We start from the raw sequence: 25,977 nt of genomic DNA on the forward strand, positions 1-25,977 counted from the left end.
ACCCGCCCCTACGTGATTTGGGGGAATCGAGGGGACATGATATTACGGGTAAGACAATTTGGGCGATCGACCTTTGTGTCTAAATTAGTCGATCGCCGAGACTCAAATTCCCTCTATCATATCGTTTCCGGTTGGATGGGAATGATTAAACCGCAGAGTACGCAGAGAACGCAGAGGAAGAGAACAGAGAGATGAATAATTCCGATGCTAACGGATTTGATATCAAACGATTTGCTCGCTAGAAGTTTCCCCGCTAGCAGGAGGCTCTACCGTATCGCCAAAGGCAATCCGCAGAAAAGGCGGAGCCAAAAAAGTCGTCAGAATCACCATGATAATAATCGAGACTTCTAACGGTTTATCCAAAACCCCACTCGCGGAACCGATGCCGGCAAACACTAAGCCGACTTCGCCCCGAGGAATCATCCCCACTCCGATCGCCAATCGATTGATTCCCGGCTGACCAAACACCACCCAACCTGTTACGATCTTGCCCAAAATAGCAACTACAATCAAAAATACGGCAATCAAAAGTCCCGCCCGATTATCGGGTACTGTTGGGTTCAAAACCCCCAAATCCGCCCGTGCTCCCACCGTCACAAAAAAGATGGGTACAAATAAATCGGCGATGGGTTTCACCAATTCATCCAACTCATTGCGCGCATCGCTTTCATCCAACACCAAGCCCGCAGCAAAGGCACCCAAAATCGCTTCGAGATGAATTGCGTTGCCCAGAAAAGCCATGAAGTAGGCAAAAATAAATGCCGGGATGAGAATATTGCCGCGAGTTTTGAGTTGACCCACCACCGCCGAGAAGGTTTTGTCGAAGACACCACCCAACAGAATCGAACCTAGCAGAAAAACAGTTGCACTGACAATCAAATAGATGACATTAACAACATCAATCTCCCCGGTTTTGGCTAAACTGGCGACAACAGCCAGGACAATAATTCCCAACACATCATCAATCACCGCCGCACCGACAATAATTTGACCTTCTTTAGAGTTCAGTTGTCCTAAATCCGACAAAACTTTGGAGGTAATTCCGATGCTGGTTGCCGTCAAAGCTGCCCCCGCAAAAATTGCTGGAATTGCCGCCGTGTGGAAAATTATCATCAAGCCAGCAGTACCAGCGGCAAAGGGAACTGCCACACCTACGCAGGCGACAACGGTAGCTTGAATTCCGACTTGCTTGAGTTGTTTGAGATCCGACTCTAAGCCAATTTCAAACAGCAGAATAATTACGCCCAATTCAGCTAGCACTGAAATGACTTCACTCTGCGATTCAAACACACTGGTGAAGGCGGCAGGGGATAGATGATTAATCGATTGCAGAACTGTCATAATCCCTGAGTCTGAGGCTGACAGCTCGCTTCCGGGAAAAACGATCAAGTGTAAAGCAGATATTCCAATAATCACCCCTGCTACAAGTTCACCCAAAACTGGCGGAAAATCAAACTTTAGAGCCACTTCCGCGCCGATTTTACTGGCGATATAAATCACTACCAAACTGAGCAAAACTCCGCTGAGGACGATCGGCGAATTTTCGGCTTCGACTGTTGCTAATAAAGGTATGGGGGCAACTAGAGAAGCTATCCCAGAACTTAAAGCTGTAATTGTATGGTTCAAAAACATGGGTAGGATGATGGTAAGAAATACGATTCTACGCGGACTGTTGACTGTTGACTGTTGACTGTTGACTGTGATATCCTGTCGTATCGATTGACCATAATATCCCGGCCGGGCGGGTTTTTGAGATTGTCAATTATTGGCAGATATTGTTGGTGAACCCGCCCCTACCTGATTTCGGGTAATAGACTGGACTAGATATGAGTGGGAAAATTGATAACTGTTACATATTGGGTAGCCAGTTAACTCGACATGACTATCAAGCAAAGCTTGAAGAACCCAAATCTGGCGGTACATCTTGCCACCGCCCTTGTCCGACTGCTTGAATTGCTTCTTTTAGCAAGATATCGCCGGTATAAATTGCCCTACCGACGATCGCACTTTTGACACCAATTGGTTCCAAAGCGAGCAAACTCAACAAATCTGCGATCGAACTTACGCCACCGGAAGCAATCACCGGAATCGAAATAGCGTTAGCAATTTCGCGCAAAGATTCCAAATTCGGCCCTTCCATAGTACCGTCGCGGTGAATGTCGGTGTAAATAATTTCAGCAGCGCCTAACTCGGCCATTTTTTGCGCCAATTCTGTTGCTAAAACTTCCGAAGTTTCTAGCCAGCCTCTAGTAGCAACTTTGCCCTTTCTGGCATCGATGCCTACCAGAATTCGATCGGGAAATTCGGCGCACAATTCGCCGACTAATTGCGGTTGTTCGACGGCGACAGTGCCGAGAATGACGCGCCGAATGCCTAAATTGAGGATAGCAGCAACAGAAGTGCGATCGCGCATTCCCCCACCTACTTGACAGGGAACGTCTACTGATCGGACGATCGCTTCTATGGCTGCTTGGTTGACTGGATGCCCTGCTTTGGCGCCGTCGAGGTCTACTAAATGCAGCATGGTTGCGCCTTCATTTACCCACTGTCTGGCGACTGCGACGGGGTTGTCGTTAAAAGTTTGAGACTTCGCGTAGTCTCCCTGATACAATCTGACGCATTTTCCATCCAATAGGTCGATCGCTGGAATTACATTCATAATATTTGGGAATGGGGAATTGGGCATCGGGCATGGGGCATCGGGCATCGGCCAAACAGGGCATTAGGAATTGGGAAGAGTTTATTTTTGTTCCTTCTTCCTTCTTCACATCGATCCTCTTCCTTCTTATATACATTCGCAGCCGCTATTTAAATGAAACATAACCGCAGAAGAAAGCGTTGACCATAAAGGAGTATTGACATCAGCTTTTTGCAAAGCTTCGGCCGTCCAGTCGTTGCAAGTTCTCAAAATAGAGTAACTGCGATTTGCTTCATAAAAACTATCACTGTTGTGGTAGCCATAACTAATTTTTAGTTTATTACCTCCTGCGTCTAGTTGGAATGAATTTTTAATGAAATTCACAATGTTTAGATAATTAGACCCGCTAAGTTTAACACATTTTGTTTCTTTATTTTGTGGCCAAGCCCGATAACCTTGTACTTGCACCGTAGACGGAGTAGGGAGAAATAGCGCCTTGAAAGCTGTAACTGGGTTGATACTTCCTGATGTAGGAGTTTCCAACATAAAAGCTCTATCTCCCCAGCCAAAAGACAAATATTTATAATCAGAAGTGGCATCCCGCCCTATTTCTGTTAGCGGTAAATATTGATTCCAGTCAAAATATTCATTTTTAACTGGAACAATGATTTCGGTGTGGATGCCTTGGTTGGAAATGTAGAGAGAGATTGTGCAATCTGCTTGCGAGTAATTTCCCCACTTTCTGGGAGTGAGATAGCCAATTATTAGGCAAGTGGTCAAAGATAAGATGACAATTCCTAAGCGCTGTATGATTTTTCTCATTTTAACTGTGGGTTTCAAATTCTGGCTTCGGATGGCGGGCGCTGCATCTTTGTGGGAAAGAATTCTTGCAGGGCATAATTGCGCTGTTCGGGGGTTTCCCTCGCCCAATTCGATAAACTTTCGTAGAAAAAGAACGACACGCCAGCGAAATCTCTTTTTCGCACTTCTTGCACTTGTTCTTGAATTTGTTTGAGGGGAACAGAATTATTTTTAAGACCAGTTAAAATGCCGATCGCAGTTGGAATGTTAAGTTTAGCCAGTTTAACTTCTTCCCGTTCCAGTTCGGCACTAAAACGCTTGATATCGCTGCGATAAACCTGCAACACAATTTCGTCGATGTAGCCGCGTCTTTCCCAGGTAAACCAGTCCTGCAAGTGGGCGGGTAAAGAAAAGTGAAAAGGGTTCGGAGATAAGCTGACAATACATTTTTCTTTACGGGATTTGATGGCGCGGGAAACTCGCCCCATGAAGTCGTTAATTTTGTCAGCGCGCCAGCGCACCCAGAAGGTTTCACGGGCGTCGTCGGAGGGAGGGCTTTTGATTTGTTCCTGATACATTGACACTGTTAATGGCTCGTAACCAAATTCTACTGGCAATCCGAAATGGTCGTCAAATTGAATGCCATCTATATCATAATTATCGACAATTTCTAGGATCAAATCTAAGATAAATTGCTGCACTTGGGGATGAAAAGGATTCAGCCAAACTCGATCGTGTTCGCCTTCTTTCCAAATAGTTGAACCGTCGCGTCGGTGCGCCAGCCAGTCGGGGTGAAGTGTGGCTAATTCCGATTCGGCGGGAGCCATGAAACCAAACTCAAACCAGGGGATTACTGCTATACCTTTTTGGCGGGATTGTGCTATAATCTCTTTGAGGATGTCTCGGTCTTTCAATCCGGGCGATGGGTCGATCGACTGTCCGAATACTCGTTGGGCGGCTGCGCTGGGATAAATCGTATAGCCTCCTTGCCAAACCGTGGGATAGATGGTATTGAAATTGAGTTGATCGAGTCGATTTACAGCGTCAATGATGTTGTTGCGCGAGAAAATAACCTCGCTGTCAATGTTAGTCAGCCAGACGCCGCGCAATTCGGTTGTTGGGGTTTTGAGCGGGGTTTGAGCCAAGAGACGGGGGGATAATATCGCGGAGGAGGTAAGGGCGATCGTAAAAACAACTATTAAAGCCAGTATCCGCTGCCATTTGTGCAGTTTAATCATCAATTTGTCGCAAATATGATTATTTTTAGACTGATATTTTACCGTATAATTAGCTTGTTAGGGTGCGTCAGCTAGGGTTATTTGATTAAAAGTCGATCGAACATTTCCTGACGCACCTACTATTTTTGATATTATTGGGGGTCAACGATGGTACCCATAAATAATATTGTTCCTGTAGTATCGTCTTGAATGGCACAAAAGAAGGGACGGTTTACATTCATTTGAAAACCCGGCATAGATCTCGTCATCTCAATTACAGTCACGGCTGCTGCTTCTGTACCTTCTTCGTTAACTTCGACAAATGTCTTGTGTTTTACCGATTCTACTGCTACTTGGCTATCAGTCATCGGGGAAAAGTCTGTTTTCGCTCCACCGAAAAATTCTGCCATTCCCAAAGCTATAAGTGTGTCTTTCAGTTGAACCTCATACTCCATTTTGAAGCGCGGTATTTCAATCATTCCACTTTTAACTCTAAATTCTTGCATCCATTTATTCCAGTTTTCTGGTGTTAATTGCTGCGAGAAAGTTGCCAAATTGGTATTGGAGTTTGGCAAGAAAATATACATACTCAGAGCGCCTTTTTTGCCGTAAGGTAAACTGACTGCTTGAAAAGTCTCTGTTTCGTAGCACCGATAAGAGCCCATCTGGGACATCATTGGATGCTGTTTGGAACTGCTGTCTGTTAAATAAAAAGTTTTGTTGGCAGTGTGAGATTTATCAAAGGGCGTTTCCCAGTTGCCTTTGAAATAGATGGCGTTAATCAAAAACAAGAGTGTATCTGGCTTGATTTTAGTGACTATTTTATCAATTTTTCCGTGAGTTTTTTCGCTCACCCAGTTGTTAATGATGCTGAGAGCTTCTTGCTGACTATGAAAGTCTATTTCGCTAATATTGGCTTGGTAGTATTGTTGATTTATTTGCAAAAATTCGGGTTTTAATGAGAAGCCTTGTCTGACCAAAAGCGCGTTGGCAATTGATACTTGAACCTTGGGGTCATCTTTTTGCAAACTCTTTTGCAAATTGTGATTGGCTGCGTTGATTGCTTTTGGACTCATTTTCGTTAATTCGAGAGCTTTTGTCATTTCTTGTTTGGTTTCTCCGCTGACTCCGTTGTATGCCATTGACAGTGCGAGGGCGACAGAAGTAGGGGAAATAAAGATATTTTGATTCGGCTCTTGTTTGGTGAGGGTGTTGAACAAGTTAAAGCCAAATTTAATATTAGCTGCAACAAGTCTGGCGTCTACATTTATCTGGTTGTTAGGGGGTGTCATGGCTAGAAGTTCTAAGTGATTGGGATGTGGGAGGTGGATGGCGTTAATTTTTAGTGGCGGCGCTAATTATGTGATTCAACCGGACATGATATCATATTCTATTGGTTAATTTTTTAAGAATAACCTTGCAGTTTCATAACTTGGCGGTAGTGCGCTTCAATCTCGCTCACCGTTTGCGATTGACGCTTGCTCGTCCACTCGCTGCGATCGAATAATTCCCGCATCAAAGCATCAACATCGATCGTTTTCACCTTACCTTCGGCGACAATTTGTTTGCCGTTTACCCAAACGCTGTCTACCGCATTAGTCGGGCGCCCTACAATCAGCAAGCCGATCGGAGCGGTGCGCGGCAGCAATGATAAACTGGTTAAATCATACAGCACAAAATCTGCTTTTTTACCGACTGTCAGCGAACCCATTTCATCGGCGAGATTCAAGCCTTGTGATCCTCCCAGGGATGCCATTTCTACAGACTGGCGCGGTGTAATCCATTGGCGGTAATCCAAATCCGTGATATTGTGCAAAATCGAACCAATTTTAATCGCTTCCAGCAAATCTTGAGAGTCATGGGCTATCAACCAACTTTAATAAAGTTAATAAATCCTAAAATTATCTATCAAAAAGTTACCCCTGATACTTAATTATAACAAAGATTTAAGATATGACAAGTTAGTAACAATCAAATAGTTATAAGATTGAAATTGTTTTTGAGCCAAAATCCCTATGAATCCTGATTCTCTCCGCACCTTGGGCGTACCGCCGAATGCTTGGAAAGTTGATGCCAAAATTGCCGATATCACCCGATCGCCGATCGCGCCTCAACCTGTTACCCTGGAAACAGAAACTAAAACCCTGCGTTTGGACTTAGCAAAAACAGCAATGTTGGTGATAGATATGCAAAACGATTTCTGTCATCCCGACGGTTGGCTAGCACATATTGGCGTAGATGTAACGCCCGCCCGAACTCCAATTAATCCTTTAATAAATTTGCTGCCAAAATTGCGATCGCACGCAGTACCAATTATTTGGATAAACTGGGGAAACCGCCCCGATTTGCTCAATATTAGTGCAGCTTCCCGTCACGTTTACAATCCCACAGGATCCGGCGTAGGTTTGGGAGATCCGCTGCCAAAAAACAACGCACCTGTACTGATGGCAGGGAGTTGGGCGGCGCAGGTTGTCGATGAATTAAAACCCAAACCGGAGGATATTTGTGTTGATAAATATCGGATGAGTGGCTTTTGGGATACTCCTTTAGATAGTATCTTGCGGAACCTCGGCAGAACTACACTTTTCTTTGGAGGAGTAAACGCCGATCAGTGCGTCATGGCTACCCTGCAAGATGCTAATTTCCTCGGTTATGACTGTATTTTAGTCAAAGATTGTACAGCTACGACATCTCCAGAGTATTGCTGGCAAGCTACTCTTTATAACGTTAAACAATGTTTTGGCTTTTTGTCGGATTCTCAGGCTATGTTAGAAGCAATTAAATAGTAGTCAGCAATGATTCCTAGAATGAGTGTAGGGGCAATCCCCCCGTGGTTGCCCCTCTTGATTAAGAAACTGAGTAGGCGGGTACGGGGCTGGGCGGGTACGGGGCTGGGCGGACACGGGGGCACCGCCCCTACGATAATTAACAATTAAACACAAAAAAATGACAAACCAGTGCATGATTCCTGTTATAAAGTCTCCGAAAGACTACCAAGCATTTCGCATCAGTCCGGGCGATACTAATAGATTAGCTATCGTCTTCGATCCGGTAATAGCTAATGTTTCATTAACAGTTTGCGTGGAGATTTTCGATGTGGGGGGCAAAACTCCTCCCAACCGTCATCAATTAGCCGTAGAAATGTTTTTTGTACTCAAAGGAACAGGGCAAGCAACCTGCGACGGCAAAACAGTTAGTATTCAACCGGGAGATAGTTTGTTAGTGCCTCCAACTGGCACTCACGTAATTGAGAATACGGGCAGTGGACGTTTGTACACTTTGTGCATCATGGTGCCGAATGAGGATTTTGTGGAACTAATTCGCAGCGGTACACCAGTCGAACTAGATGAGGAAGATATGAGAGTTCTCGGGCGATCGGATGTACTCGTATCGTGTTAGGTTTTTAGTAAGGACTTTAATCCTTTAATCTCGTCCTAGGTAGAGCCTTGGAACATATATCTAGATGCTCTGCCTAGCTTCTTTTTTGCAGGTAAAATAATTTATGAGCGTTATATTTCACATTGCTAAAAGCCAACAGTGGGAAGAAGCAAAACACCTTCAATCCTATCGCGGCGATACCCTAGACTCGGAAGGATTTATCCACTGTTCGACACTCCCGCAAGTTGTTAGAACTTCCAACAAATTTTTTGCTGGACAAACAGGATTGCTGTTGTTGTGGATTGACTCGGAAAAAGTGGAAGCAGAAGTTAAGTATGAACCTGCTGCTGGAGATTTTTATCCACACATTTACGGGCCGCTGAATGTTGATGCTGTGTTGAAAGTTATTGAGTTTGAAGCTGGTGCTGATGGCAAGTTTGAATTGCCGGAAGAATTAAGAGATGTTGTTTAATACTCTGATTTTTGACCAGTATCAACTAACTTTTCAGGGCGGGCTATAAGCACACCCCACGGGAAAGTTGAATGTTGTGGAACGGGCATCTTGCCCGTTCAACTTTTGAGGGAAAAGTTGAATTTTTGAGGGAAAAGTTGAATTTTTGAGGGAAAAGTTGAATTTTTGAGGAGAAAGTTGAATTTTTGAGGGCGGGCTAGAAGCCCAACCCCTACTCCCCACAATACAATTAAGTGTCTTGTGGAACGGGCATCTTGCCCGTTATGATTGCTGCAATATATCAATTTAAATTGACTGATTAACCAACTCTGCCGCCAATTTCAGCGCATCTTCGCGAGTCGCAATTCTACCCTCCACCCGCGCTAATTGAATCTCCATTAAAAATTGACCGATGCGTGGACTTCTGGGCAATTTCAAATATTCCATTAAATCATTGCCGCTAACTAATTGGGTAGGATGAGCAACAATATCCTCGGCATCAAGATAGCGATTAATTAACAGTGAAATCTCCTCAACCGCCACTCCCGCCGCTACCGCCAAAACCGCTAAAACTGGAAATACTATTCCCACATCCCGAAACAAAAAATACTGTTCTCTCAAAGACATTTGGGCGATAGGTTTTGCTTGCAATTTGGGCAAGTATTTCAAAAGCCCGATCGCACTTTTAATCTCCGCATTGCTGTACTTCAACCGCAGCAACTGGGTTTCAGCAATTGTCGGGTCGGAATCTGCCAGAATAGCCAACTTCGCAACCGCCAACAACGGCGTTTTAATCGTATCTCGAATCGATCGCGAAAATTCTCTCCCCAATTCTGGATAAATTGCCGCTAACTTGGCAGCAGACGCATCAATTTTTGTCAAAATATCAAAACGGTCGATCGCACTTTCAAACCAAATCGAAAACAAACCGTCTTCGCAACCGCGACAAATCCAAGGAACACCGTCAGGATTACTCAACAAATAACCCAATTCCGTCCGCACCCGTTCCACCGCTACCCGACTCAACAGCGGCGCTAATTCCCGAATCGCAGATAGAGTTTCAGGTTCGATCGCAAAACCCAACTGCGCCGCTTGGCGGTAAGCTCTTAATAACCTTAGCGGATCGTCCTCCAAATTTGACCGCGAAATCATCCGCAGCACACCCAACCGCAAGTCAGTTTGACCGTCCAAAGGATCGATGATTTCTCCCGTAAAAGGATTGCAGGCGATCGCATTTATCCGAAAATCTCGGCGCAGCAAATCCCCCTCCAGACTCCCCCCTTCCGCTTGCGCCAAATCCACCGTACCGCCCGCAAATACAACCCGCGCAATTTGGCGTTCCGCATCCAACAAGACAAATCCACCATTCGTGCGATCGGCAATTTTTCGAGCAGTCTTCACGGCCCGTGTTAGCATAACGAAATCCAAATCAAAATAGTGCGATCGCCTCCCCAGCAGCGCATCCCGCACCGCACCGCCCACCAGATAAGCAGGCGGTGTCAGCAGTTTCAAATCAAACGGCCAAGTATCAGGAGATAATGAAGAAGGCAAATTAATCGGCATCGCAACAAAAATCTACTTTCCTTACAAACAATTAAACTCTTGCTACGCTAGATTAACAGAAAGCTCCAATTTCACCAATCTTTTTGAAATGCACAGAGGATATCAAGAATGTGTATTTGTATTAACTGCCACTATGTAGACCGCTGCTTCACCTACCACGCCGTAGAAGGACAGCACGAACAGATTCACCTCACCGAAACACCTGATTTCGACCCCGTAGAACCCACAATCAACGTCAACATCCGCCCCCGCCAAGACGAAATTGAAATGGAATGGGATGTAGTTGGCTGTCAGAGTTTCAAGCAAGAGACCGGCAAATGGGCCTCATTGCGGCCAGGCGAACTCGTCCCGACTTAAGTCATTAGTCAGTAGTCAGTAGTCAGTAGTCAGTAGTCAGTAGTCATTAGTCATTAGTCATTAGTCATTAGTCAGTAGTCATTAGTCATTAGTCATTAGTCAGTAGTCATTAGTCAGTAGTCATTAGTCATTAGTCAGTAGTCATTAGTCATTTGTTGGTTGTTGGTTGCTATTAGTTGTTTTTTATAGTTTTTTTGTGAGTGGTTGGCGATAACAACCAATAACCAATTCCCAATGCCCGATGCCCAATTCCCGATGCCCAATTCCCGATGCCCGATGCCCGATGCCCGATGCCCAATGCCCGATGCCCGATTCCCAATGCCCCATTCCCCATTCCCAATCTAAAATCTAAAATCTAAAATCTAAAATCAAATGTGCTATTGCTTAAACCCAACTTGTCAGAATCCGCAAAACCCAGGGGATGCAGAATTGTGCCAAAGTTGTGGCTCAAAATTGTTGTTGACTATTGACGCAGAAACGCCCTCAGCATCTCGCTACCGAACCATAAAGCCGATCGGGCAAGGAGGCTTTGGCCGAACATTTCTAGCAGTTGATGAAACCAAACCCCTGATTTTTTCGCAGTGCGTAATCAAGCAATTTTTGCAGCAAAACACCGCAGCCGAAAAAGCCGCTCAACTATTTCACCAAGAAGCAGCCCAGCTAGAAACCTTGGGAAAACATCCCCAGATTCCAGAATTAATCGCGCATTTTGAACAAGACGGGAGACAATATTTAGTACAAGAATTTATAGACGGCAAAAACCTAGCCAGAGAATTAGAACAAAAAGGAGCCTTCACCGAAACTCAAATTCGGCAAATCCTCAACGATTTATTGCCCGTGCTCCACTTCGTCCACAAATCCAAAGTCATTCACCGCGATATCAAACCAGAAAATATCATTCGCCGCCGCCTAACTCCAGCCCCTTTACCCGCCTTAGAAAATTCCTATCAACCCTCTCCTTTCCAAAAAGATATTGTTTTAGTAGACTTTGGTGCAGCTAAGAAAGTAACAGCAACCGGCTTGCCGCAAACTGGTACAATCATCGGCAGTGCTGCTTATACAGCCCCAGAACAATTGATGGGGAAAGCAGTTTTTGCTAGCGATATCTACAGTTTGGGCGTTACTTGCATTCACTTGCTGACAGAAATTCCTCCCTTCGACTTGTTCGACAGTACAGAGGATTCTTGGGCTTGGCGAAATTATTTGAAGACTGCTGTTAGCGATGATTTCGGCCGCATCCTCGATACCATGCTCCAAAGTGCCACCAATCGGCGCTACAGTTCAGCATCAGCAGTCATCCGGCACTTGAACCCCAAACCGGTGTATTTAGACGCACAGCCGGTGCTAGACGCGCCGGAAACGCCCGCCGAACGGGTGGTTACACCTGCGCCCGGTGTGTCGCTTTTCACTCGCCAACAGCAAGCCGAAATTCAGCAAGCTTTGCAAGAGGATCTCGCCCCATACAATGTTACAATCCAAGTCAGTCAAGCCAAGCAACAGCTCAATATCGTCATCAACAGAACCGAAGACAACCCCGTTTACTATCCGCACTTATCTCAAATAATTGCCACCCGACTCACCGATTTGCAGTTAAATAAAGTCGCAGCCGTGAAGCTGTTGGGAAGACTCAACAATTCTCGTCGCCCGGAGTGGAAGCAAATATTGCAAATCGATCCCAAGATTAAATTGAGAAACAAACTCGTGCGGCTGCAACACAATCAATTACTCAAGAAAGCGGCCTCTGTTACTACCCAAGAATTTTGGCTGCCGAAGTTGAAAAGTCAGGATTTTTGGATAGATGCGCTAATGTTTGCCTTAGTTTGGTTTATATTTGGCTCTCAAATAGTCATTTTTAATTCGTGGTTCGCGCTAATAGTTTCTTCTGGTTTTATGACGGTGAAGCATCAAGTTTCCCAACACAAAGAATTTGCAAATAAAAATTTATTTGCAAGTTTAGTAGTGCTGTTTTTGATGACTGGGGGTATGGGTAATTCCAGGATTTTAAATACGGGAATATTTGGCATTCTTTTGGGTTGCTTAGTTGTGGCTTTGCCGCTGTTTTTTGTTAAGGAAAATTACCAGTAATCGTGAATAGCAATCCCCAAGACGGAACATCTGTTAAAAAATACGGCTTAGCCCTGCACACAGCTAGTCGCGAACTCGGTTTAGCCATCAGCAATTTTGCCGGGGATTATCGCTGCCAAACTTGGAATTTGGATCGGGATTTAGCCACTCATTTGCATCAGTATTTAGTCGAGTTTATTGGGCCGCAAACTTGGGAGGATTTGGCTTTTATTGCGGTGGCGAAGGGGCCCGGAGGTTTCACGGGGACTCGGATGGGTATGGTGACGGCGCGGACTTTGGCTCAACAGTTGGATATTCCGGTTTTTGCGATTTCAACTTTGGCGGCTGTGGCTTGCAGCAGCAGTAAAAAATCTATCTCAACTCAGGATATGGCGCTGCAAATGCCTGCACAGCGGGGACAATTGTTTGGGGCGGTTTATTCAATTAACAAAGATTCTGGTTTAACTGAGTTGTTTACCGATACGGTGATGACTCCTGAATCTTGGCAGGAAAAGTTGGATAAGTGGGGGAATTCTTATCAGTTAATTGAAGTTGGTAGCGAGTTGGGTTGGTCGGTTTCTAGTGTGTTGGAATTGGCTTATTTGGAGTGGCAAATGGGAAGTCGCCCTGATTGGTCGGATGCTTTGCCTTATTACGGTCAACATCCGGTTAAGGGACACTAAATATTGGAAATTGGGAAAGTGGTAATTAGGGATAAGTGATGTTGACTTTTAGCCAATCCAATCCGAGATCCAGGTTGTACGTATCGTTAGTGACTTTTCCGGCATTAGCCACCACAGCCTTTTGAAGAAGAGATTTTTGCAATGGCATTCTCAGCGGCTCAGCAAAGCTCTGATCCGCAGCAATTTGTACCTCAAATCGCTCGGCTTCGTCACTAGGATATGTTGTGGCATATATACCAATCTTACCTGAGACTTCATCAAGTTCCGAGACTAGGGCAGTTGCCGCTTTCCACCATTTATAAGCTGCCTTGGTTGCCTTAGAATCGCTTCCATAAGCATTCCATATCAGCATGGTTGTGATTGCTGACTGCCTAATCTGACAACACATAATCTTAGCTACGTGGAGATGTTCGTCCAGCGTGAAGCCCTTACGTGGTCTGGGTAGATTGTGTGGTGGATAAAGTCCTCGTGATGATTGTTGATGAAATTCTTCTCTAAACCCCGCGATAAACTCATTGTCCCATTGTTCGGCGAACTCAGTTTGCCCGTAGTAGCATTTTACTGGGTCAATTTCAGGGTTGTAGCCGTTCTTGAAAAGAATGTAATTGTCGGGGACTTCACCACAAACGATGTTATCTAGGTTAGACTTAAGCGTTGACAATGCCCTTTCAACATTGCAAGCAAGCCTGCTAACTTTTGAGGTTTGGCGGTAGCACCAACTAGATACAACACTCAGGCTTAGTGCTTCATCTCTCCGGTGTTTAATGTATAGCCCCAAATGTTTGTGCTGTTCAAAAGTGAAGCCTTGATAGATATTGTTTTTTGAATATTTTTGTCCGGCTTTGATCGTGCTCATCTCTGTTCAAAATTGCGTTATTTTTTTAACAGCCATAGATTATAACATAAGTTTTCATTGTTCATTTAAGGGCGATACAAACTTCGAGGCAAAAAGTTAATGTTAGGGGGTCTGGGCTTTCGGTTCGCAATCGATCGATCTCAGCTCGATCGCAGCCGCGAGATTCCATAAAATCGAGCATCCAGTTCGTTATTGTAGCGAGATCGATGTATTTTGCTCCGAGACAAATAGGGCAAATTTCTGGGCTGAGGGTACCGGTGCCGCCGCATTCGGGGCAATCCCAGTGGGTTGTTACGGGATCGGGGGTAGTTAGGATGTTGTTCATGCTGGGAAAAAGTACGCGCGGCGTAGCGATCCCGTAGGGAATCGCACCTACTCGTTCACTCTAGCAAAAATGCCGATCGCCCTGACTTCTTCCTGCCTTTACACTAAGCGAGCTAGTGAGTAAGATTGACAAAAATACAAAAGGGGTGGCTATGTTCGATCGCGCTCAATGGTTTTTGGCTGGAATGTCGATCGCGCTTTCGCTTCAGTTAACTCAGGCAGTAGCAGCAGCCGTACCCGTTGGTAAAGTCGTACAAACAGCACAAACTAATAGTATCGAGGCTGCTGAAAAAGTATATGAAGAAGCAAAGAAACTATACAATCAAGGAACAGCAGAAGCAAAAAGAAGTGCGCTTGTCAAATATGAAGAAGCATTAAAACTGTATCGAGAAACGGGCGATCGCTCTGGGGAAGCGAACACCCTCAACTGGCTCGGCGTAGTCTACTCAGCATTGGGAGAAAAACAGAAAGCGCTAGAGTATTACAGCCAGTCCCTTCTCCTTTTTCGGGCAGTGGGCGATCGCAGCGGGGAAGCTACCACCCTCAGCAACATCGGCAGTGTCTACTCAGATTTGGGAGAAAAACAGAAAGCACTAGAGTATTTTGGCCAGTCGCTTCCCCTAGGGCGGGCAGTAGGCGATCGCGGTGGGCAAGCTTACACCCTCCACAATATCGGCGTAGTCTACTCAGATTTGGGAGAAAAACAGAAGGCGCTAGAGTATTGCAGCCAGTCGCTTCCCCTATTTCGGGCAGTAGGTGATCGCGGCGGAGAAGCTTACACCCTCACCGGCATCGGCGTAGTCTACTCACAATTGGGAGAAAAACAGAAAGGGCTAGAGTATTACAGCCAGTCGCTTCCCCTATTTCGGGCAGTAGGTGATCGCGGTGGAGAAGCTTACACCCTCACCAGCATCGGCGTAGTCTACTCAGAATTGGGAGAAATACAGAAAGCGCTAGAGTATTACAGCCAGTCGCTTCCCCTAGTGCGGGCAGTAGGTGATCGCCGTGGGGAAGCTTACACCCTCACCAGCATCGGCAGTGTCTACTCAGAATTGGGAGAAAAACAGAAGGCGCTAGAGTATTACAGCCAGTCGCTTTCCCTAGTGCGGGCAGTAGGTGATCGCCGTGGGGAAGCTGTCACCCTTTACAGCATCGGCAGTGTCTACGATGAGTTGGGAGAAAAACAGAAAGCGCTAGAGTATTACAGCCAGTCGCTTTCCCTGAGTCGGGCAACCGACGATCGCCGCGGAGAAGCTTACACCCTCACCAACATCGGCGTAGTCTACTCACAATTGGGAGAAAAACAGAAAGCGCTAGAGTATTACAGCCAGTCGCTTCCCCTGTTTCGGGCAGTTGGCGATCGCCGTGGAGAAGCTATCACCCTCACCAGCATGGCTTATGCCAAACGCGAACAAAACAATCTTACCGAAGCCCTCACTGACATTGAATCCTCTCTCAAAATCATCGAAAACCTCCGCACCAAAATAGCCAGCCCCGAACTCCGCAGCTCATACTTTGCCACAGTACAAAACTACTACGAACTCTACATCGATTTGTTAATGCAACTGCATAAAACTAATCCTAAATCCGGTTATGATACAAAAGCCTTAGAAGCCAGCGAACGTTCTCGTGCCCGCAGTCTCCTCGAACTTCTCCAAGAAAGTAACGCCAACATTCGCGAAGGTATTTCCCCCGATTTACTGCAACAAGAAAAGAGCCTGCAACAGCAACTCAATGCTATTGAAAAGCAGCGCATCGAAGCAATCAGCAGCCCCAACCCAATCAAACTAAAGTCGATGAAATCGACAAACAGCGCCTCGCACTTTTGCAAGAATATCAGCAAATTCAAACCGGGATTCGTAGCGCTAGCCCCCGCTACGCTGCCCTTACCCAACCCCAACCTTTAACACTCCCAGAAATTCAGAAACAGATTCTCGATGAAAACACGATTTTATTGCAGTATTCCCTCGGTGAAGCTCGCAGTTATTTGTGGGTTGTGACATCAACGGGACTAACTAGCTATGAATTGCCAAAACGCGCTGACATTGAAACAGCAGCAGTGGCTTTCCGCACCGCAGTAACTAGCCCAACCCAGAGAGATATGCCCCAAAAAGTTGCCGAAGCGAGTGCAAATCTAAGTCAATTAATTTTACAGCCCGCAGCAGCCCAATTAGCAAACAAACGCTTATTAATTGTTCCCGACGGCGTGCTGCACTATACCCCTTTTCCCGCGTTAACTCTTCCCCAAACCCAAGGACAAAATATCAATGTTCCCTTAATTGCCGAACATGAAATTATTACCCTGCCTTCCGCCTCAAGTCTCGCCATTCTCAGGCAAAATTATGCAGATAGAAAACCGCCGGGCCAAACTTTAGCAATTTTAGCCGATCCTGTTTTCAGTCCAGATGATGAAAGAATTAAAGGAAAAATCACCCAAGCCACTACTGACAAGTTAGAAGCAAATAACCTCGGTTTAAATCGCTCGCTCCGTGCTTCCGATCTGGGATGGCCGCCCAAACGCCTACTCTTTACCCGCCAAGAAGCCCAAACAATATCCAGCTTATTCCCCTCAGCTTCGAGCCGTCAAATATTTGATTTTGATGCCAGTCGCACTACTGCTACCGATGGAAATTTAGTCAATTATCAAATCATTCACTTAGCCACCCACGGCCTTGCCAACAGCAAAAATCCCGAACTGTCAGGAATTGTGATGTCGATGGTAGATGACAAGGGCAATCTTGTCAATGGTTTTTTGCGCCTCACCGATATTTTCAACTTGAAACTGTCAGCCAATTTAGTGGTTTTAAGTGCTTGTCAATCGGGAATGGGACAGAATGTTAAAGGCGAAGGAATGGTGGGATTAACGAGGGGTTTTATGTATGCGGGGGCGCAGCGGGTGGCGGTGAGTTTGTGGAGTGTGGATGATGAGGGAACTGCTGTGTTAATGCAAAAGTTTTATCAAAAAATGCTGCAACAAAAGTTAGCGCCGGCGGCAGCTTTGAGGGCGGCGCAGATTGAAATGATGCAGCAGGAAAAATGGAAATCTCCCTATTATTGGGCTGCTTTTACCCTTCAGGGCGAGTGGAAATGATATCAACTCTGGTAGCATCGGGATTAATATTACTCACAGTCAGGACACGGCAGTGCCGTGTCCCTACCCCTATTAATTGTAGGGACACGGCACTGCCGTGTCCTCTATATCCTTCCGATGCAACCGGAAACGATATGAAACAGTTAAAGTGTTTGCCAAATGTAAGGTGCGCTTAGCAACGGGCAAGATGCCCGTTCCACAACACATCAAATTATTTGTGGGGAGTAGGGGTGGGGCCAAAGAGCCCGCCCTACTAAAAAGTTTATCGGCCGCTAGCTAAAGCCTCCCGCAATTTGCGGCCCCGCGATTTATCCCGAAGTTCGGGAGTCGCCATCCGCAACACAAAATCCAGCAACCAAGGCGCAATTCGGTGACACCAAACTGCTAGATGACTTTGCCATCCTACTAAGATTTCCGGCGCATCTTTCTGCAATCCCGCGACAAGTGCTAGGGCAACTTTTTCGGGAGTTGTGGGCACTACCCACCGGAATTGCTCCAAGTCTCGCACCATGTCGGTATCTGTTAGAGATGGCAGCAAAGCTGTGACTCGAACATTGTACTGAGTTAACTCGCTACGCAAAGCTTGGGTGAATCCCAAAATGGCAAATTTGGTAGCAGAATAAGTCGCCATTGTGGGAGCGGCAATTTTGCCCATCAAGCTCGAAACATTGACGATGGTTCCCTCTTTTTGAGTCGCCATTCGCCGAGCTATCAAGCGGGTAATTGTGTAGGTTCCGAGCAAGTTTAAGGCGATTTCTTCCTCGATTAATGGCAGCGGGGAACGCAAGAATGATGCTTGGTGGGCGACGCCTGCACAGTTGACTAGCAGGTGAATCGGGCCGCTATCTCGCCAAGCTTGGGCGATCGCAATATTCACCGCTACTGACTGAGTTAAATCCAAAGCTAACGGCACTACTTCTGTGCCAAAAAGATCGATTTCCTCTGCCAGTTCAATTAATTGCTTGCGGTTGCGCGCCACAATCAACAAGCGTTTGACTCCTTGTCTCGCTAATGCCAGGGCGATCGATCGCCCAATTCCGCGCGAAGCTCCTGTAACAAGAGCTGTTTTTCCTTGAAGTTGCATAGATTAAACCTTTTGGTAGATGCTCACCGCGGCACGGAGTTATGAGTTGTGAGTTGTGAATTATTAGTTATGAGTTGAATGTTTTGGCGGTAACAACTCATAATTCATAATTGTGGGAAAGGCTATCTTGTTTCGATAGACCTCATTTATTTGTGGGGTTAACTCAAAACTAAAAACTGTTGAATCGCTAACGTGCGCGTGAGTTGAACTAAACTTTGGGTTGGCCAGAAATCAGTCAAATATCTGGTCATTTAACCTCATCCAAGCAGACAAACCTGAGATGGGCCAACCTAGTCGGAAATCATGGCCAAGCGGGCTTTATTACCGCTTTTTCTTCTGTTCGCGGAGGCGGACTTTACCTGTGTAGCCGCGAATTTATTCGCCGGCGATTGGTTTTCTTCAGTCCGCAGAGGCGGACTTTGCCTGTGTAGCCCCGAATTCATTCGCCGGGAATATTCACCCCGAATTTGTCATTTTTCGGGACTGGATTACCCCTCTTTTTTTAGTCCGCAGAGGCAGACGATATCCTGTGCCGGCGCGACTTACAATCGCCGGGGATTCGTGCGAATTGGCACAGGATAATTGAGCAATGCAGATTATCAATTCCACACCTCCTAGATATGAGAATTTCCTATCTACACACACCTTAACAACTTGACAGAGAAGTGGCAACAAATTTTAATAAATCTTCCGCAACACTTCTTTACAATTTTCTCAGACTGCCGATTTCCAAGTGCCGTGAAAGCCCAAAGGTATGACACCGGGCAATTCTAGCTGGCAAACAGGTTCGCGGGAAAGTCCGTCGCTGTCAAATATCCAGACTTCGCTGCTGTCAGAATTGCCGTCGTAAACAACTGTTACTATCCAACCTTTCTCCGACGAAATATCTGGAACGTAGATGGGCTCGGCGGGATAGCGATTTTCGCCACAGTCGGCAATTGTGAGATTGCGGCTTTGCGTGTCGAAACGGGCGATCGCACCGAAACGTTCCGGTACAATATCAACGTCAGGCCGATACATTGCCAGATAAATATATCGTGCGTCTTGCCCTATTTCGGCAGCAGGTACGATCGGAAACTCACAAGGTTTATCCAACAATTCTTCTATTCCTGTCACTTTCGCCGTCAGAGGATTGAGATGCACTCGGCAAAGAGTACCCTCCGCATCGGTGCTAGTTTCACCAGTCGGTACTTCTTTCAGTCGCTGATTAGTTTGAAAGTCAGCGAAGCGCACAAAATCTACAGCCACCGAACCATCTTCCTTCACAAAACCGTTAGCAAAATGCCACTGGAACCAAGGTTCAGTTTCGCCGCGACTAACTAAAGAGAGAGTTTCAGAGTCAAAAACTAATATCTGAGTACCTAACTCCGGTTTCCACTGAAAGGACTCGCTATAACTGCTAATTCCCGTTAACAATGGCAAAAAATTGACTTGCACCGGCGGGATGAAAAATATCAGATACTTTCCCGCAAAAACAAAATCGTGGAGCGCGTAAATTCCATCTAAAGCAACTGTTGATTGTTGCACGACTTGGCCAGTAAAATCGCTTTTATACAGATTCAACTTTGTAGTCGCACCGTTGGTAACTCCAAAGTTGAAAATATTGCCAGTAATCGGGTCGCGCTTGCAGTGAGCAGAATAAACAAATTTACTATCTAAACTGCCTAAATCGTCCGTTCCCTGAGTTTCCAGGGTTTGCAAATCGAGGCGGTGAGGCGGGCCACCTTCCCACAATGCCAAAAGGCGATCGGGCAAAGCTAAAACAGAAGTATTGGCAGCATTTTTAACAGTTTTAGTCCACCGCAACCACACAGGGCCCGGTGCTGTCATGCCATAATTACTGTAGAGAAATTTATCAGCTTTTTCTTCAGCTAGATATCCCGCTGTTTTCACGTAGCGATAAACAGCCGTAGCACCGACATCGGTAAAATGTACTGCCAAAATTGCACCGTCGCCATCAAACCAATGTCCCGCAGCAACACCGCCGCGTTCCAAACGTGCGGGCCCGTTGCGATAGAGAGTGCCGCGCAATCCTGCGGGAATTTTACCGCTTTTAACCAATAGCTGAGTCAGCGGAAACTCTGCAGCCGGACGGGCTAAAGCTTGAGCCCAAGATTTTTTAGCGGAGATTTTAGTGTCTGTTTTCATTTGAAACTGGCAATTTTAAACTGATATGACAGAAATTTTCCTATACAATTATAGCAAAAATTACCTAACAGCTATGACTCTCCGCCGCCGTACTCTGCTCACAACTTTTGGGCTGACTGCTATTGGTACTCAGCTTTTGCCGCTCGCCCAAACTAGCCTATCTCCCCAAAGTGCGATCGCTAATCCGCGCCGCCTGCAAGTCGGCGATACTGTAGCCTTAATCAATCCTGCCGCTTTCAACTACGAAAAAGAAGTGCAGCCATTTTTTAAAGTTCTCGATAACCTGGGTTTAAAAGTTAAATTGGGAGAGCATTTTTACGATCGCTACGGGTATTTAGCAGGCAAGGATGCCGATCGCGCCGCCGATGTCAACGCAGCCTTTGCCGATGACTCAGTGCAAGCTATTTTTACCGGGATGGGCGGCTGGGGCTGTGCTCGGATATTGCCGATCCTGGATTACAATATTATCCGCAACAATCCCAAAATTATTATGGGATTCAGCGATATTACCGCGCTGTTATTGGCGATTTATGCTAAAACTAATATGGTTACTTTTCACGGCCCTTTAGGTGTGTCAACTTGGAGCCCCTTTACAGTAAATTACGTCAAAAAAGTTTTGTTTGACGGAGGTTCTGTTACGATGCAAAACTCCAAAAGCGTGCAAGTTGAAACAATCGGGCGCGGAACCGCTAGGGGGAAACTAATCGGCGGGAATTTATCAGTAATAGCAGCAATGGTCGGTTCTGCATATTTACCTACCTGGGAAAACAGTATTTTGTTTGTTGAGGAAGTTGGCGAAGAAGTTTATCGCATAGATAGAATGTTGACGCAGCTTAAATTAGCGGGCATTCTCGATCAAATATCAGGTTTTATTTTCGGACAGTGTACCAAGTGCGAAGCTGAAAAACCCCAAGAGTCCCTAACCTTGCCTCAAGTCTTGTCCGACCACATTCGCCCTTTGAATATTCCTGCGTGGTATGGTTCTATGGTGGGACACATTCGCGAGCAGTTCACTTTGCCGATCGGCAAACAAGTCGAAATTGACGCAAATTCTGGTACAATCAGATTGTTATAATCCGCTGTCAATTAAATCTTGAACTCTTCTGGATATTCGCAAGGCTCTTCCTCTGGTTCTGCATTACCGGGTTCTGACCATTAATGACAACTTAAGACTAAAAACCTTTGTATCTCTCGTTCACAGCCGAGTCTAGATCCCCCTAAATCCCCCTGATTGTTGGGGAGTAGGGGTTGACTTTGATCCATTTCCGGTTCCCCCCTTGTTAAGGGGGGTTAGGGGGGATCTGGGCCTAATCATCAAACACCAGACCGGTATTACGTTTAACGTTAGTTAAGTCGTCACCAACGGGCAGCTCCCGGTAACGAGAAAATTAAACATACAATTAGGACGATCGTGAAAAACCGAGAATTCATCAAACCGCTAGCAGCAATAATCGTGACAATTCTTTGCCTGTTGCCACTCAATGCCTGTGCGGCAGCAAGTAAAACCGCCAACAGCGACTCCATTTATCAGCAGCGAACAGTCCACAATCCCGACGGCATCGGCAAATTTTACATGGGTCGAGAAATTGCCCAAGTCATGGGATATCAAGGCGCAAGTTGGCTGGAAAGACCGTCCCGCGGAATGGAAGAAAAATCAGCTCGATTAGTCAATAATCTCGATTTAAAAGCCACCGATGTTGTAGCCGACATTGGAGCAGGAACGGGATATTTTAGCTTTCGCATCGCTCCCTTAGTTCCACAAGGAAAGGTTTTAGCAGTTGACGTGCAGCCGGAAATGATTAATTTTCTAGAATTGAATAAACAAGAAAAAAATATCGCTAACGTTGAGCCAGTTTTGGGAAGTATCGACAATCCGAATTTACCGGAAAACAGCGTGGATTTAGTTGTGATGGTCGATGCTTATCACGAATTTGCCTATCCCAGAGAAATGATGCAAGGAATTGTGAAAGCACTCAAACCGGGAGGCCGCACGGTATCGATCGAGTATCGGGGCGAAAACCCGCTGATTCCCATTAAAGGTTTGCACAAAATGACGCAGAAGCAGGTGAAAAAAGAAATGGCCGCCGTAGGTTTAGTATGGAAAGAGACAAAAGATATCTTGCCCCAGCAGCATTTGATGGTGTTTGAGAAAAAATCTCAAATTTAGCAGCCAAACAGAGCGATTATATACCATTTTTACTCATTTTTGTCAAGGTACAAAAGACGTATTTTTGAGGCGCGCGATCGCTCAGTCAAACATACTAAGCCTTAAGTAACCATTAAGATAGACATTTTACTAAAAATACCATTTACAATTAAAAATTGATAACCCAGAGGCGCTTCCTTCATTTTTCAAGCGAAGAAGTGTCGCTATTAAGAAGTACCAGCGTGAACATTCCAAGTTCCATCCTCACCATGCTCGCCGGCATCGGAGTGACTCTGATCAGTCTCTGGTACGGGCAGAATCACGGTTTGATGCCGATCGCCGCCTCTGACGAAGCATCCCAGATAGACGGACTATTCAATACAATGATGACCATTTCCACTGGACTATTTATCATGGTGCAGGGAGTGCTCATCGTTGCTGCAATTAAATATCGCCGTCGTCAGGGAGACAACACAGACGGGCCGCCTTGGCATGACAACTTTCCCTTAGAAATTCTTTGGACAGCCGTGCCGGCGGTGATTATTTTAGGAATCGGAGTCTACAGTTTTGAGATTTACAACTCAATGGGGGGCCTCGATCCGATGGGCAATCATGACCACGGCACCATGCAAGCGCACTCTAAAATGCGGGGAAGTGCGATCGCAGCCACACTCTCAGATACACCCCAAAACGCCCCTCAAATTCCGTCTCAAAAACTCGTTGCTTTAGGGGTAGGCGCTTCCCCAGAAAATGAAGACAAACCAGCAGACTTAGTTGTCAATGTCACAGGTTTGCAGTACGCCTGGATTTTTAGCTATCCAGAAAGCGGCGTTAGTTCTGGCGAACTGCATATGCCAGTCAACCGCGACGTACAGCTAAATATCTCAGCTCAAGACGTGCTGCACGCATTTTGGCTGCCGGAATTTCGCCTCAAACAAGATGCAATTCCGGGGCGGCCGAGCGAACTGAGATTTACACCAACTAAAACCGGCGAATACCGGGTTGTTTGTGCTGAATTGTGCGGCGCTTATCACGGAGCGATGAAAGCTGTAGCAGTCGTTCACACGCCAGAAGAATTCGACACTTGGCTGCAAAGCCAGCAAGTTGCTAGCAGTCAAAACTTAGAGCAAGCAGTTGCAGTCAATCCAGGGGAATTGTCAGACGGAGAATTTTTGGCTCCCTACGTCAGGGAAATAAAAATTAATTCCGAAACCCTAGAACAACTTCACCCAACTCATCACTAAAAATAGTCATTAGTTCCTGGCACTGGGTCTTCGATCCTGAGCTAATAACTAATGACTAATAACTAATGACTAATAACTATGACACAAGCACAGTTCCAAGAAAGTGCAAACACTGAGGCTCGCGGAACAGCGCCCGCCGATAGACATTGGCGCGACTACTTCACTTTTAATACCGACCACAAAGTCATCGGTATTCAATACCTAGTCACAACATTTATTTTCTATCTAATCGGCGGCGTGATGGCAACTTTGGTGCGAACCGAACTCGCCACCCCCGACTCCGATTTTGTCACCCCCGAACTCTACAACAGTTTATTTACTGTTCACGCGACGGTGATGATCTTCCTGTGGATTGTACCCGCCGGAGCCGGATTTGCTAACTTTTTGATCCCCTTAATGATCGGGGCCAAAGACATGGCATTTCCCCGCCTGAATGCCGTTGCCTTTTGGATGATTCCCGTAGGTGGCGTCTTGCTATTGAGCAGTTTTTTTGTAGGAGCTCCGCAGGCGGGTTGGACTTCCTATCCGCCTTTGAGTTTAGTTACTGCTCAAGCCGGGGAAGAAATTTGGATTCTCAGCGTTTTGATTCTGGGAACTTCTTCGATTTTGGGGGCGCTGAATTTTGCCGTTACCATCTTTACCATGCGGGTTCCGAGCATGGGTCTCAATGATATGCCCTTGTTTTGCTGGGCGATGATTGCGACTTCAGCGCTGAGTTTGATTGCTACTCCAGTCTTAGCCGCAGCTTTGATTTTGCTGTCGTTTGACTTGTTAGCGGGGACGGCATTTTTTAACCCGACCGGCAACGGCGATCCGATCGTCTACCAGCATTTATTCTGGTTTTATTCGCACCCCGCAGTTTACATTATGATTCTGCCCTTTTTCGGGGTGATTTCAGAAGTTTTGCCGGTGCATTCCCGCAAGCCAATTTTTGGTTATTTGGCGATCGCATATTCCAGTCTCGCGATCAGCTTTTTGGGCTTGATCGTGTGGGCGCACCATATGTTTACCAGCGGCACTCCCGGCTGGCTGCGGATGTTTTTTATGATCACTACTATGATCATCGCCGTACCCACTGGGATTAAAATATTTAGCTGGTTGGCAACTATTTGGGGAGGCAAACTCCGGCTTGTCAGCGCCATGCTATTTGCGATGGGTTTTATCTCAACATTTGTCCTCGGTGGCATCACCGGGATCATGGTGGCTTCCGTACCTTTCGACATTCACGTTCACGACACTTACTTTGTCGTCGCTCACCTACACTACGTGCTGTTTGGCGGCTCAGTGTTTGGCATTTACGCTGCTTTTTACCACTGGTTCCCCAAAATGACGGGGCGGATGATTAATGAATTTTGGGGTAGAGTTCACTTTGTTTTAACCTATGTTGGCTTTACTGTAACTTTCCTGCCGATGCACGCTTTGGGGATGCAAGGAATGCCTCGGCGGGTAGCAATGTACGACCCGAAATTTACCACAATTAATGTCATTTGTACTGTCGGTTCTTATATGCTGGCAGTGTCTACAATCCCGTTTATCATTAATGTGATTTGGAGCTGGATGTACGGCCCCAAAGCAGGTGACAATCCTTGGCAAGCTTTGAGTTTGGAATGGATGACGACTTCGCCGCCCCCGATCGAAAATTTTGAAGGAGTGCCGGTATTGGCAACAGGGCCTTACGATTACGGCATGGAAAAAATTCAGAATACAGGGGAACGTCTCAGACTTAAGTTGAGGGAAAATGCCACCCGCAACGCCCAGAAAACAGGTATTCCTATTGCGGAGGCTCAAGCTTCAACTTTCTTTGGCGGTACTGCAACTTTGGTCGCTCCTGAATCAGAGATAAATGTTGATTCTCCTGCTGATGAAAGTCAAGATGGCGAATAGTTATTAGTCATCAGGCATTAGTCATTGGGCATTGTTGACGGTTGACGG

Annotated in this window: 23 protein-coding genes and 1 pseudogene; 12 read left to right on the forward strand and 12 right to left on the reverse strand. The window is 46.0% G+C overall.

Features of this window, described 5'->3' with window-relative positions:
* Positions 1–195, forward strand: a 195-nt coding sequence (locus QUA16_RS06120; protein WP_333181053.1) for a hypothetical protein, incomplete at its 5' end; no start/stop codon positions are given.
* A gap of 27 nt (positions 196–222) precedes the next feature.
* Here the strand turns inward: QUA16_RS06120 and QUA16_RS06125 are convergent.
* The 6 genes from QUA16_RS06125 to QUA16_RS06150 form a co-directional block, all read right to left on the reverse strand.
* Positions 223–1,632, reverse strand: coding sequence for a cation:proton antiporter (locus tag QUA16_RS06125; protein WP_333102353.1), 1,410 nt, complete (start codon positions 1,630–1,632; stop codon positions 223–225).
* Between the two features lie 253 nt (positions 1,633–1,885).
* The gene (gene hisA / locus QUA16_RS06130) at positions 1,886–2,659 is read right to left on the reverse strand and encodes a 1-(5-phosphoribosyl)-5-[(5-phosphoribosylamino)methylideneamino]imidazole-4-carboxamide isomerase (RefSeq protein ID WP_333102352.1); all 774 of its coding nucleotides are present in this window, start codon (positions 2,657–2,659) and stop codon (positions 1,886–1,888) included.
* Between the two features lie 126 nt (positions 2,660–2,785).
* Positions 2,786–3,460 carry a TIGR02117 family protein gene (locus QUA16_RS06135; protein ID WP_333102351.1) on the reverse strand — a complete coding sequence of 225 codons (675 nt, stop codon included), beginning with the start codon at positions 3,458–3,460 and terminating at the stop codon, positions 2,786–2,788.
* Positions 3,461–3,474: 14 nt separating this feature from the next.
* Positions 3,475–4,677, reverse strand: coding sequence for a glycoside hydrolase family 10 protein (locus tag QUA16_RS06140; RefSeq protein ID WP_333102350.1), 1,203 nt, complete (start codon positions 4,675–4,677; stop codon positions 3,475–3,477).
* A 131-nt stretch (positions 4,678–4,808) separates the two neighbouring features.
* The gene (locus QUA16_RS06145) at positions 4,809–5,948 is read right to left on the reverse strand and encodes a serpin family protein (RefSeq protein WP_333102349.1); all 1,140 of its coding nucleotides are present in this window, start codon (positions 5,946–5,948) and stop codon (positions 4,809–4,811) included.
* Between the two features lie 113 nt (positions 5,949–6,061).
* Positions 6,062–6,526, reverse strand: coding sequence for an amidohydrolase family protein (locus tag QUA16_RS06150; RefSeq protein WP_333102348.1), 465 nt, complete (start codon positions 6,524–6,526; stop codon positions 6,062–6,064).
* Between the two features lie 145 nt (positions 6,527–6,671).
* On the opposite strand from QUA16_RS06150, the gene QUA16_RS06155 reads away from it, so the two are divergent.
* From QUA16_RS06155 to QUA16_RS06165, 3 genes are all read left to right on the forward strand, one after another.
* Positions 6,672–7,442: a cysteine hydrolase family protein gene (locus QUA16_RS06155; RefSeq protein ID WP_333102347.1), complete on the forward strand. Its 771-nt coding sequence runs from the start codon at positions 6,672–6,674 to the stop codon at positions 7,440–7,442.
* A 175-nt stretch (positions 7,443–7,617) separates the two neighbouring features.
* Positions 7,618–8,055, forward strand: a complete 438-nt coding sequence (locus QUA16_RS06160; RefSeq protein WP_333102345.1) for a cupin domain-containing protein — start codon at positions 7,618–7,620, stop codon at positions 8,053–8,055.
* Between the two features lie 103 nt (positions 8,056–8,158).
* Positions 8,159–8,506 (forward strand): DUF952 domain-containing protein, encoded by a 348-nt coding sequence (locus QUA16_RS06165; RefSeq protein WP_333102344.1) that lies wholly within the window; start codon positions 8,159–8,161, stop codon positions 8,504–8,506.
* A 285-nt stretch (positions 8,507–8,791) separates the two neighbouring features.
* On the opposite strand, the gene QUA16_RS06170 is transcribed toward QUA16_RS06165, so the two are convergent.
* The gene (locus tag QUA16_RS06170; protein ID WP_333102343.1) at positions 8,792–10,048 is read right to left on the reverse strand and encodes a CCA tRNA nucleotidyltransferase; all 1,257 of its coding nucleotides are present in this window, start codon (positions 10,046–10,048) and stop codon (positions 8,792–8,794) included.
* A 108-nt stretch (positions 10,049–10,156) separates the two neighbouring features.
* On the opposite strand from QUA16_RS06170, the gene QUA16_RS06175 reads away from it, so the two are divergent.
* Positions 10,157–10,405: a Ycf34 family protein gene (locus QUA16_RS06175; protein ID WP_333102342.1), complete on the forward strand. Its 249-nt coding sequence runs from the start codon at positions 10,157–10,159 to the stop codon at positions 10,403–10,405.
* A gap of 183 nt (positions 10,406–10,588) precedes the next feature.
* On the opposite strand, the gene QUA16_RS06180 is transcribed toward QUA16_RS06175, so the two are convergent.
* Positions 10,589–10,732, reverse strand: coding sequence for a hypothetical protein (locus tag QUA16_RS06180; protein WP_333102341.1), 144 nt, complete (start codon positions 10,730–10,732; stop codon positions 10,589–10,591).
* Between the two features lie 45 nt (positions 10,733–10,777).
* Between QUA16_RS06180 and QUA16_RS06185 the strand changes: the two genes are divergently transcribed.
* A complete protein-coding gene (locus QUA16_RS06185; protein ID WP_333102340.1) occupies positions 10,778–12,490 on the forward strand; it encodes a serine/threonine-protein kinase in 1,713 nt (570 codons plus the stop codon).
* A gap of 2 nt (positions 12,491–12,492) precedes the next feature.
* Positions 12,493–13,152, forward strand: a complete 660-nt coding sequence (gene tsaB / locus QUA16_RS06190) for a tRNA (adenosine(37)-N6)-threonylcarbamoyltransferase complex dimerization subunit type 1 TsaB (RefSeq protein WP_333102339.1) — start codon at positions 12,493–12,495, stop codon at positions 13,150–13,152.
* A gap of 25 nt (positions 13,153–13,177) precedes the next feature.
* On the opposite strand, the gene QUA16_RS06195 is transcribed toward tsaB, so the two are convergent.
* Positions 13,178–14,008 (reverse strand): hypothetical protein, encoded by an 831-nt coding sequence (locus QUA16_RS06195; protein ID WP_333102338.1) that lies wholly within the window; start codon positions 14,006–14,008, stop codon positions 13,178–13,180.
* A gap of 61 nt (positions 14,009–14,069) precedes the next feature.
* Entirely contained in the window at positions 14,070–14,333 is a 264-nt protein-coding gene (locus tag QUA16_RS06200) for a hypothetical protein (protein WP_333102337.1), read from the reverse strand.
* Positions 14,334–14,484: 151 nt separating this feature from the next.
* On the opposite strand from QUA16_RS06200, the pseudogene QUA16_RS36865 reads away from it, so the two are divergent.
* Positions 14,485–17,423, forward strand: a pseudogene (locus QUA16_RS36865) (CHAT domain-containing protein).
* A 262-nt stretch (positions 17,424–17,685) separates the two neighbouring features.
* Here the strand turns inward: QUA16_RS36865 and QUA16_RS06215 are convergent.
* Both QUA16_RS06215 and QUA16_RS06220 read right to left on the reverse strand, forming a co-directional pair.
* Positions 17,686–18,507 (reverse strand): SDR family NAD(P)-dependent oxidoreductase, encoded by an 822-nt coding sequence (locus tag QUA16_RS06215; protein ID WP_333102334.1) that lies wholly within the window; start codon positions 18,505–18,507, stop codon positions 17,686–17,688.
* A 714-nt stretch (positions 18,508–19,221) separates the two neighbouring features.
* The gene (locus tag QUA16_RS06220) at positions 19,222–20,655 is read right to left on the reverse strand and encodes a carotenoid oxygenase family protein (RefSeq protein ID WP_333102332.1); all 1,434 of its coding nucleotides are present in this window, start codon (positions 20,653–20,655) and stop codon (positions 19,222–19,224) included.
* Between the two features lie 73 nt (positions 20,656–20,728).
* On the opposite strand from QUA16_RS06220, the gene QUA16_RS06225 reads away from it, so the two are divergent.
* The 4 genes from QUA16_RS06225 (at position 20,729) to ctaD (ending at position 25,929) form a co-directional block, all read left to right on the forward strand.
* Positions 20,729–21,730, forward strand: coding sequence for an LD-carboxypeptidase (locus QUA16_RS06225; protein ID WP_333102357.1), 1,002 nt, complete (start codon positions 20,729–20,731; stop codon positions 21,728–21,730).
* A gap of 333 nt (positions 21,731–22,063) precedes the next feature.
* On the forward strand, positions 22,064–22,822 hold the full coding sequence (locus tag QUA16_RS06230) for a class I SAM-dependent methyltransferase (protein ID WP_333102356.1): 759 nt from the start codon (positions 22,064–22,066) through the stop codon (positions 22,820–22,822).
* 221 nt (positions 22,823–23,043) lie between these two features.
* Complete coding sequence (locus tag QUA16_RS06235; protein WP_333102331.1) at positions 23,044–24,045, forward strand: cytochrome c oxidase subunit II; 1,002 nt, start codon at positions 23,044–23,046, stop codon at positions 24,043–24,045.
* A gap of 78 nt (positions 24,046–24,123) precedes the next feature.
* A complete protein-coding gene (ctaD, locus tag QUA16_RS06240) occupies positions 24,124–25,929 on the forward strand; it encodes a cytochrome c oxidase subunit I (RefSeq protein WP_333102330.1) in 1,806 nt (601 codons plus the stop codon).
* Positions 25,930–25,977: the final 48 nt, after the last annotated feature.

It is taken from the genome of Microcoleus sp. S13_C3 (assembly GCF_036700905.1).
Lineage (GTDB): Bacteria > Cyanobacteriota > Cyanobacteriia > Cyanobacteriales > Microcoleaceae > Microcoleus.

Bases quoted from the DNA above. Each gene is read 5' to 3' on its own strand.
- QUA16_RS06215 (WP_333102334.1), bottom strand. From the start codon at position 18,507: ATGCAACTTCAAGGAAAAACAGCTCTTGTTACAGGAGCTTCGCGCGGA.
- QUA16_RS06160 (WP_333102345.1), top strand. From the start codon at position 7,618: ATGATTCCTGTTATAAAGTCTCCGAAAGACTACCAAGCATTTCGCATC.
- QUA16_RS06220 (WP_333102332.1), bottom strand. From the start codon at position 20,655: ATGAAAACAGACACTAAAATCTCCGCTAAAAAATCTTGGGCTCAAGCT.
- QUA16_RS06175 (WP_333102342.1), top strand. From the start codon at position 10,157: ATGTGTATTTGTATTAACTGCCACTATGTAGACCGCTGCTTCACCTAC.
- QUA16_RS06185 (WP_333102340.1), top strand. From the start codon at position 10,778: ATGTGCTATTGCTTAAACCCAACTTGTCAGAATCCGCAAAACCCAGGG.
- QUA16_RS06195 (WP_333102338.1), bottom strand. From the start codon at position 14,008: ATGAGCACGATCAAAGCCGGACAAAAATATTCAAAAAACAATATCTAT.
- QUA16_RS06135 (WP_333102351.1), bottom strand. From the start codon at position 3,460: ATGAGAAAAATCATACAGCGCTTAGGAATTGTCATCTTATCTTTGACC.
- QUA16_RS06145 (WP_333102349.1), bottom strand. From the start codon at position 5,948: ATGACACCCCCTAACAACCAGATAAATGTAGACGCCAGACTTGTTGCA.
- QUA16_RS06165 (WP_333102344.1), top strand. From the start codon at position 8,159: ATGAGCGTTATATTTCACATTGCTAAAAGCCAACAGTGGGAAGAAGCA.
- QUA16_RS06155 (WP_333102347.1), top strand. From the start codon at position 6,672: ATGAATCCTGATTCTCTCCGCACCTTGGGCGTACCGCCGAATGCTTGG.
- QUA16_RS06140 (WP_333102350.1), bottom strand. From the start codon at position 4,677: ATGATTAAACTGCACAAATGGCAGCGGATACTGGCTTTAATAGTTGTT.
- QUA16_RS06200 (WP_333102337.1), bottom strand. From the start codon at position 14,333: ATGAACAACATCCTAACTACCCCCGATCCCGTAACAACCCACTGGGAT.
- QUA16_RS06125 (WP_333102353.1), bottom strand. From the start codon at position 1,632: ATGTTTTTGAACCATACAATTACAGCTTTAAGTTCTGGGATAGCTTCT.
- ctaD (WP_333102330.1), top strand. From the start codon at position 24,124: ATGACACAAGCACAGTTCCAAGAAAGTGCAAACACTGAGGCTCGCGGA.
- QUA16_RS06180 (WP_333102341.1), bottom strand. From the start codon at position 10,732: ATGGGGCATTGGGAATCGGGCATCGGGCATTGGGCATCGGGCATCGGG.
- hisA (WP_333102352.1), bottom strand. From the start codon at position 2,659: ATGAATGTAATTCCAGCGATCGACCTATTGGATGGAAAATGCGTCAGA.
- QUA16_RS06170 (WP_333102343.1), bottom strand. From the start codon at position 10,048: ATGCCGATTAATTTGCCTTCTTCATTATCTCCTGATACTTGGCCGTTT.
- QUA16_RS06225 (WP_333102357.1), top strand. From the start codon at position 20,729: ATGACTCTCCGCCGCCGTACTCTGCTCACAACTTTTGGGCTGACTGCT.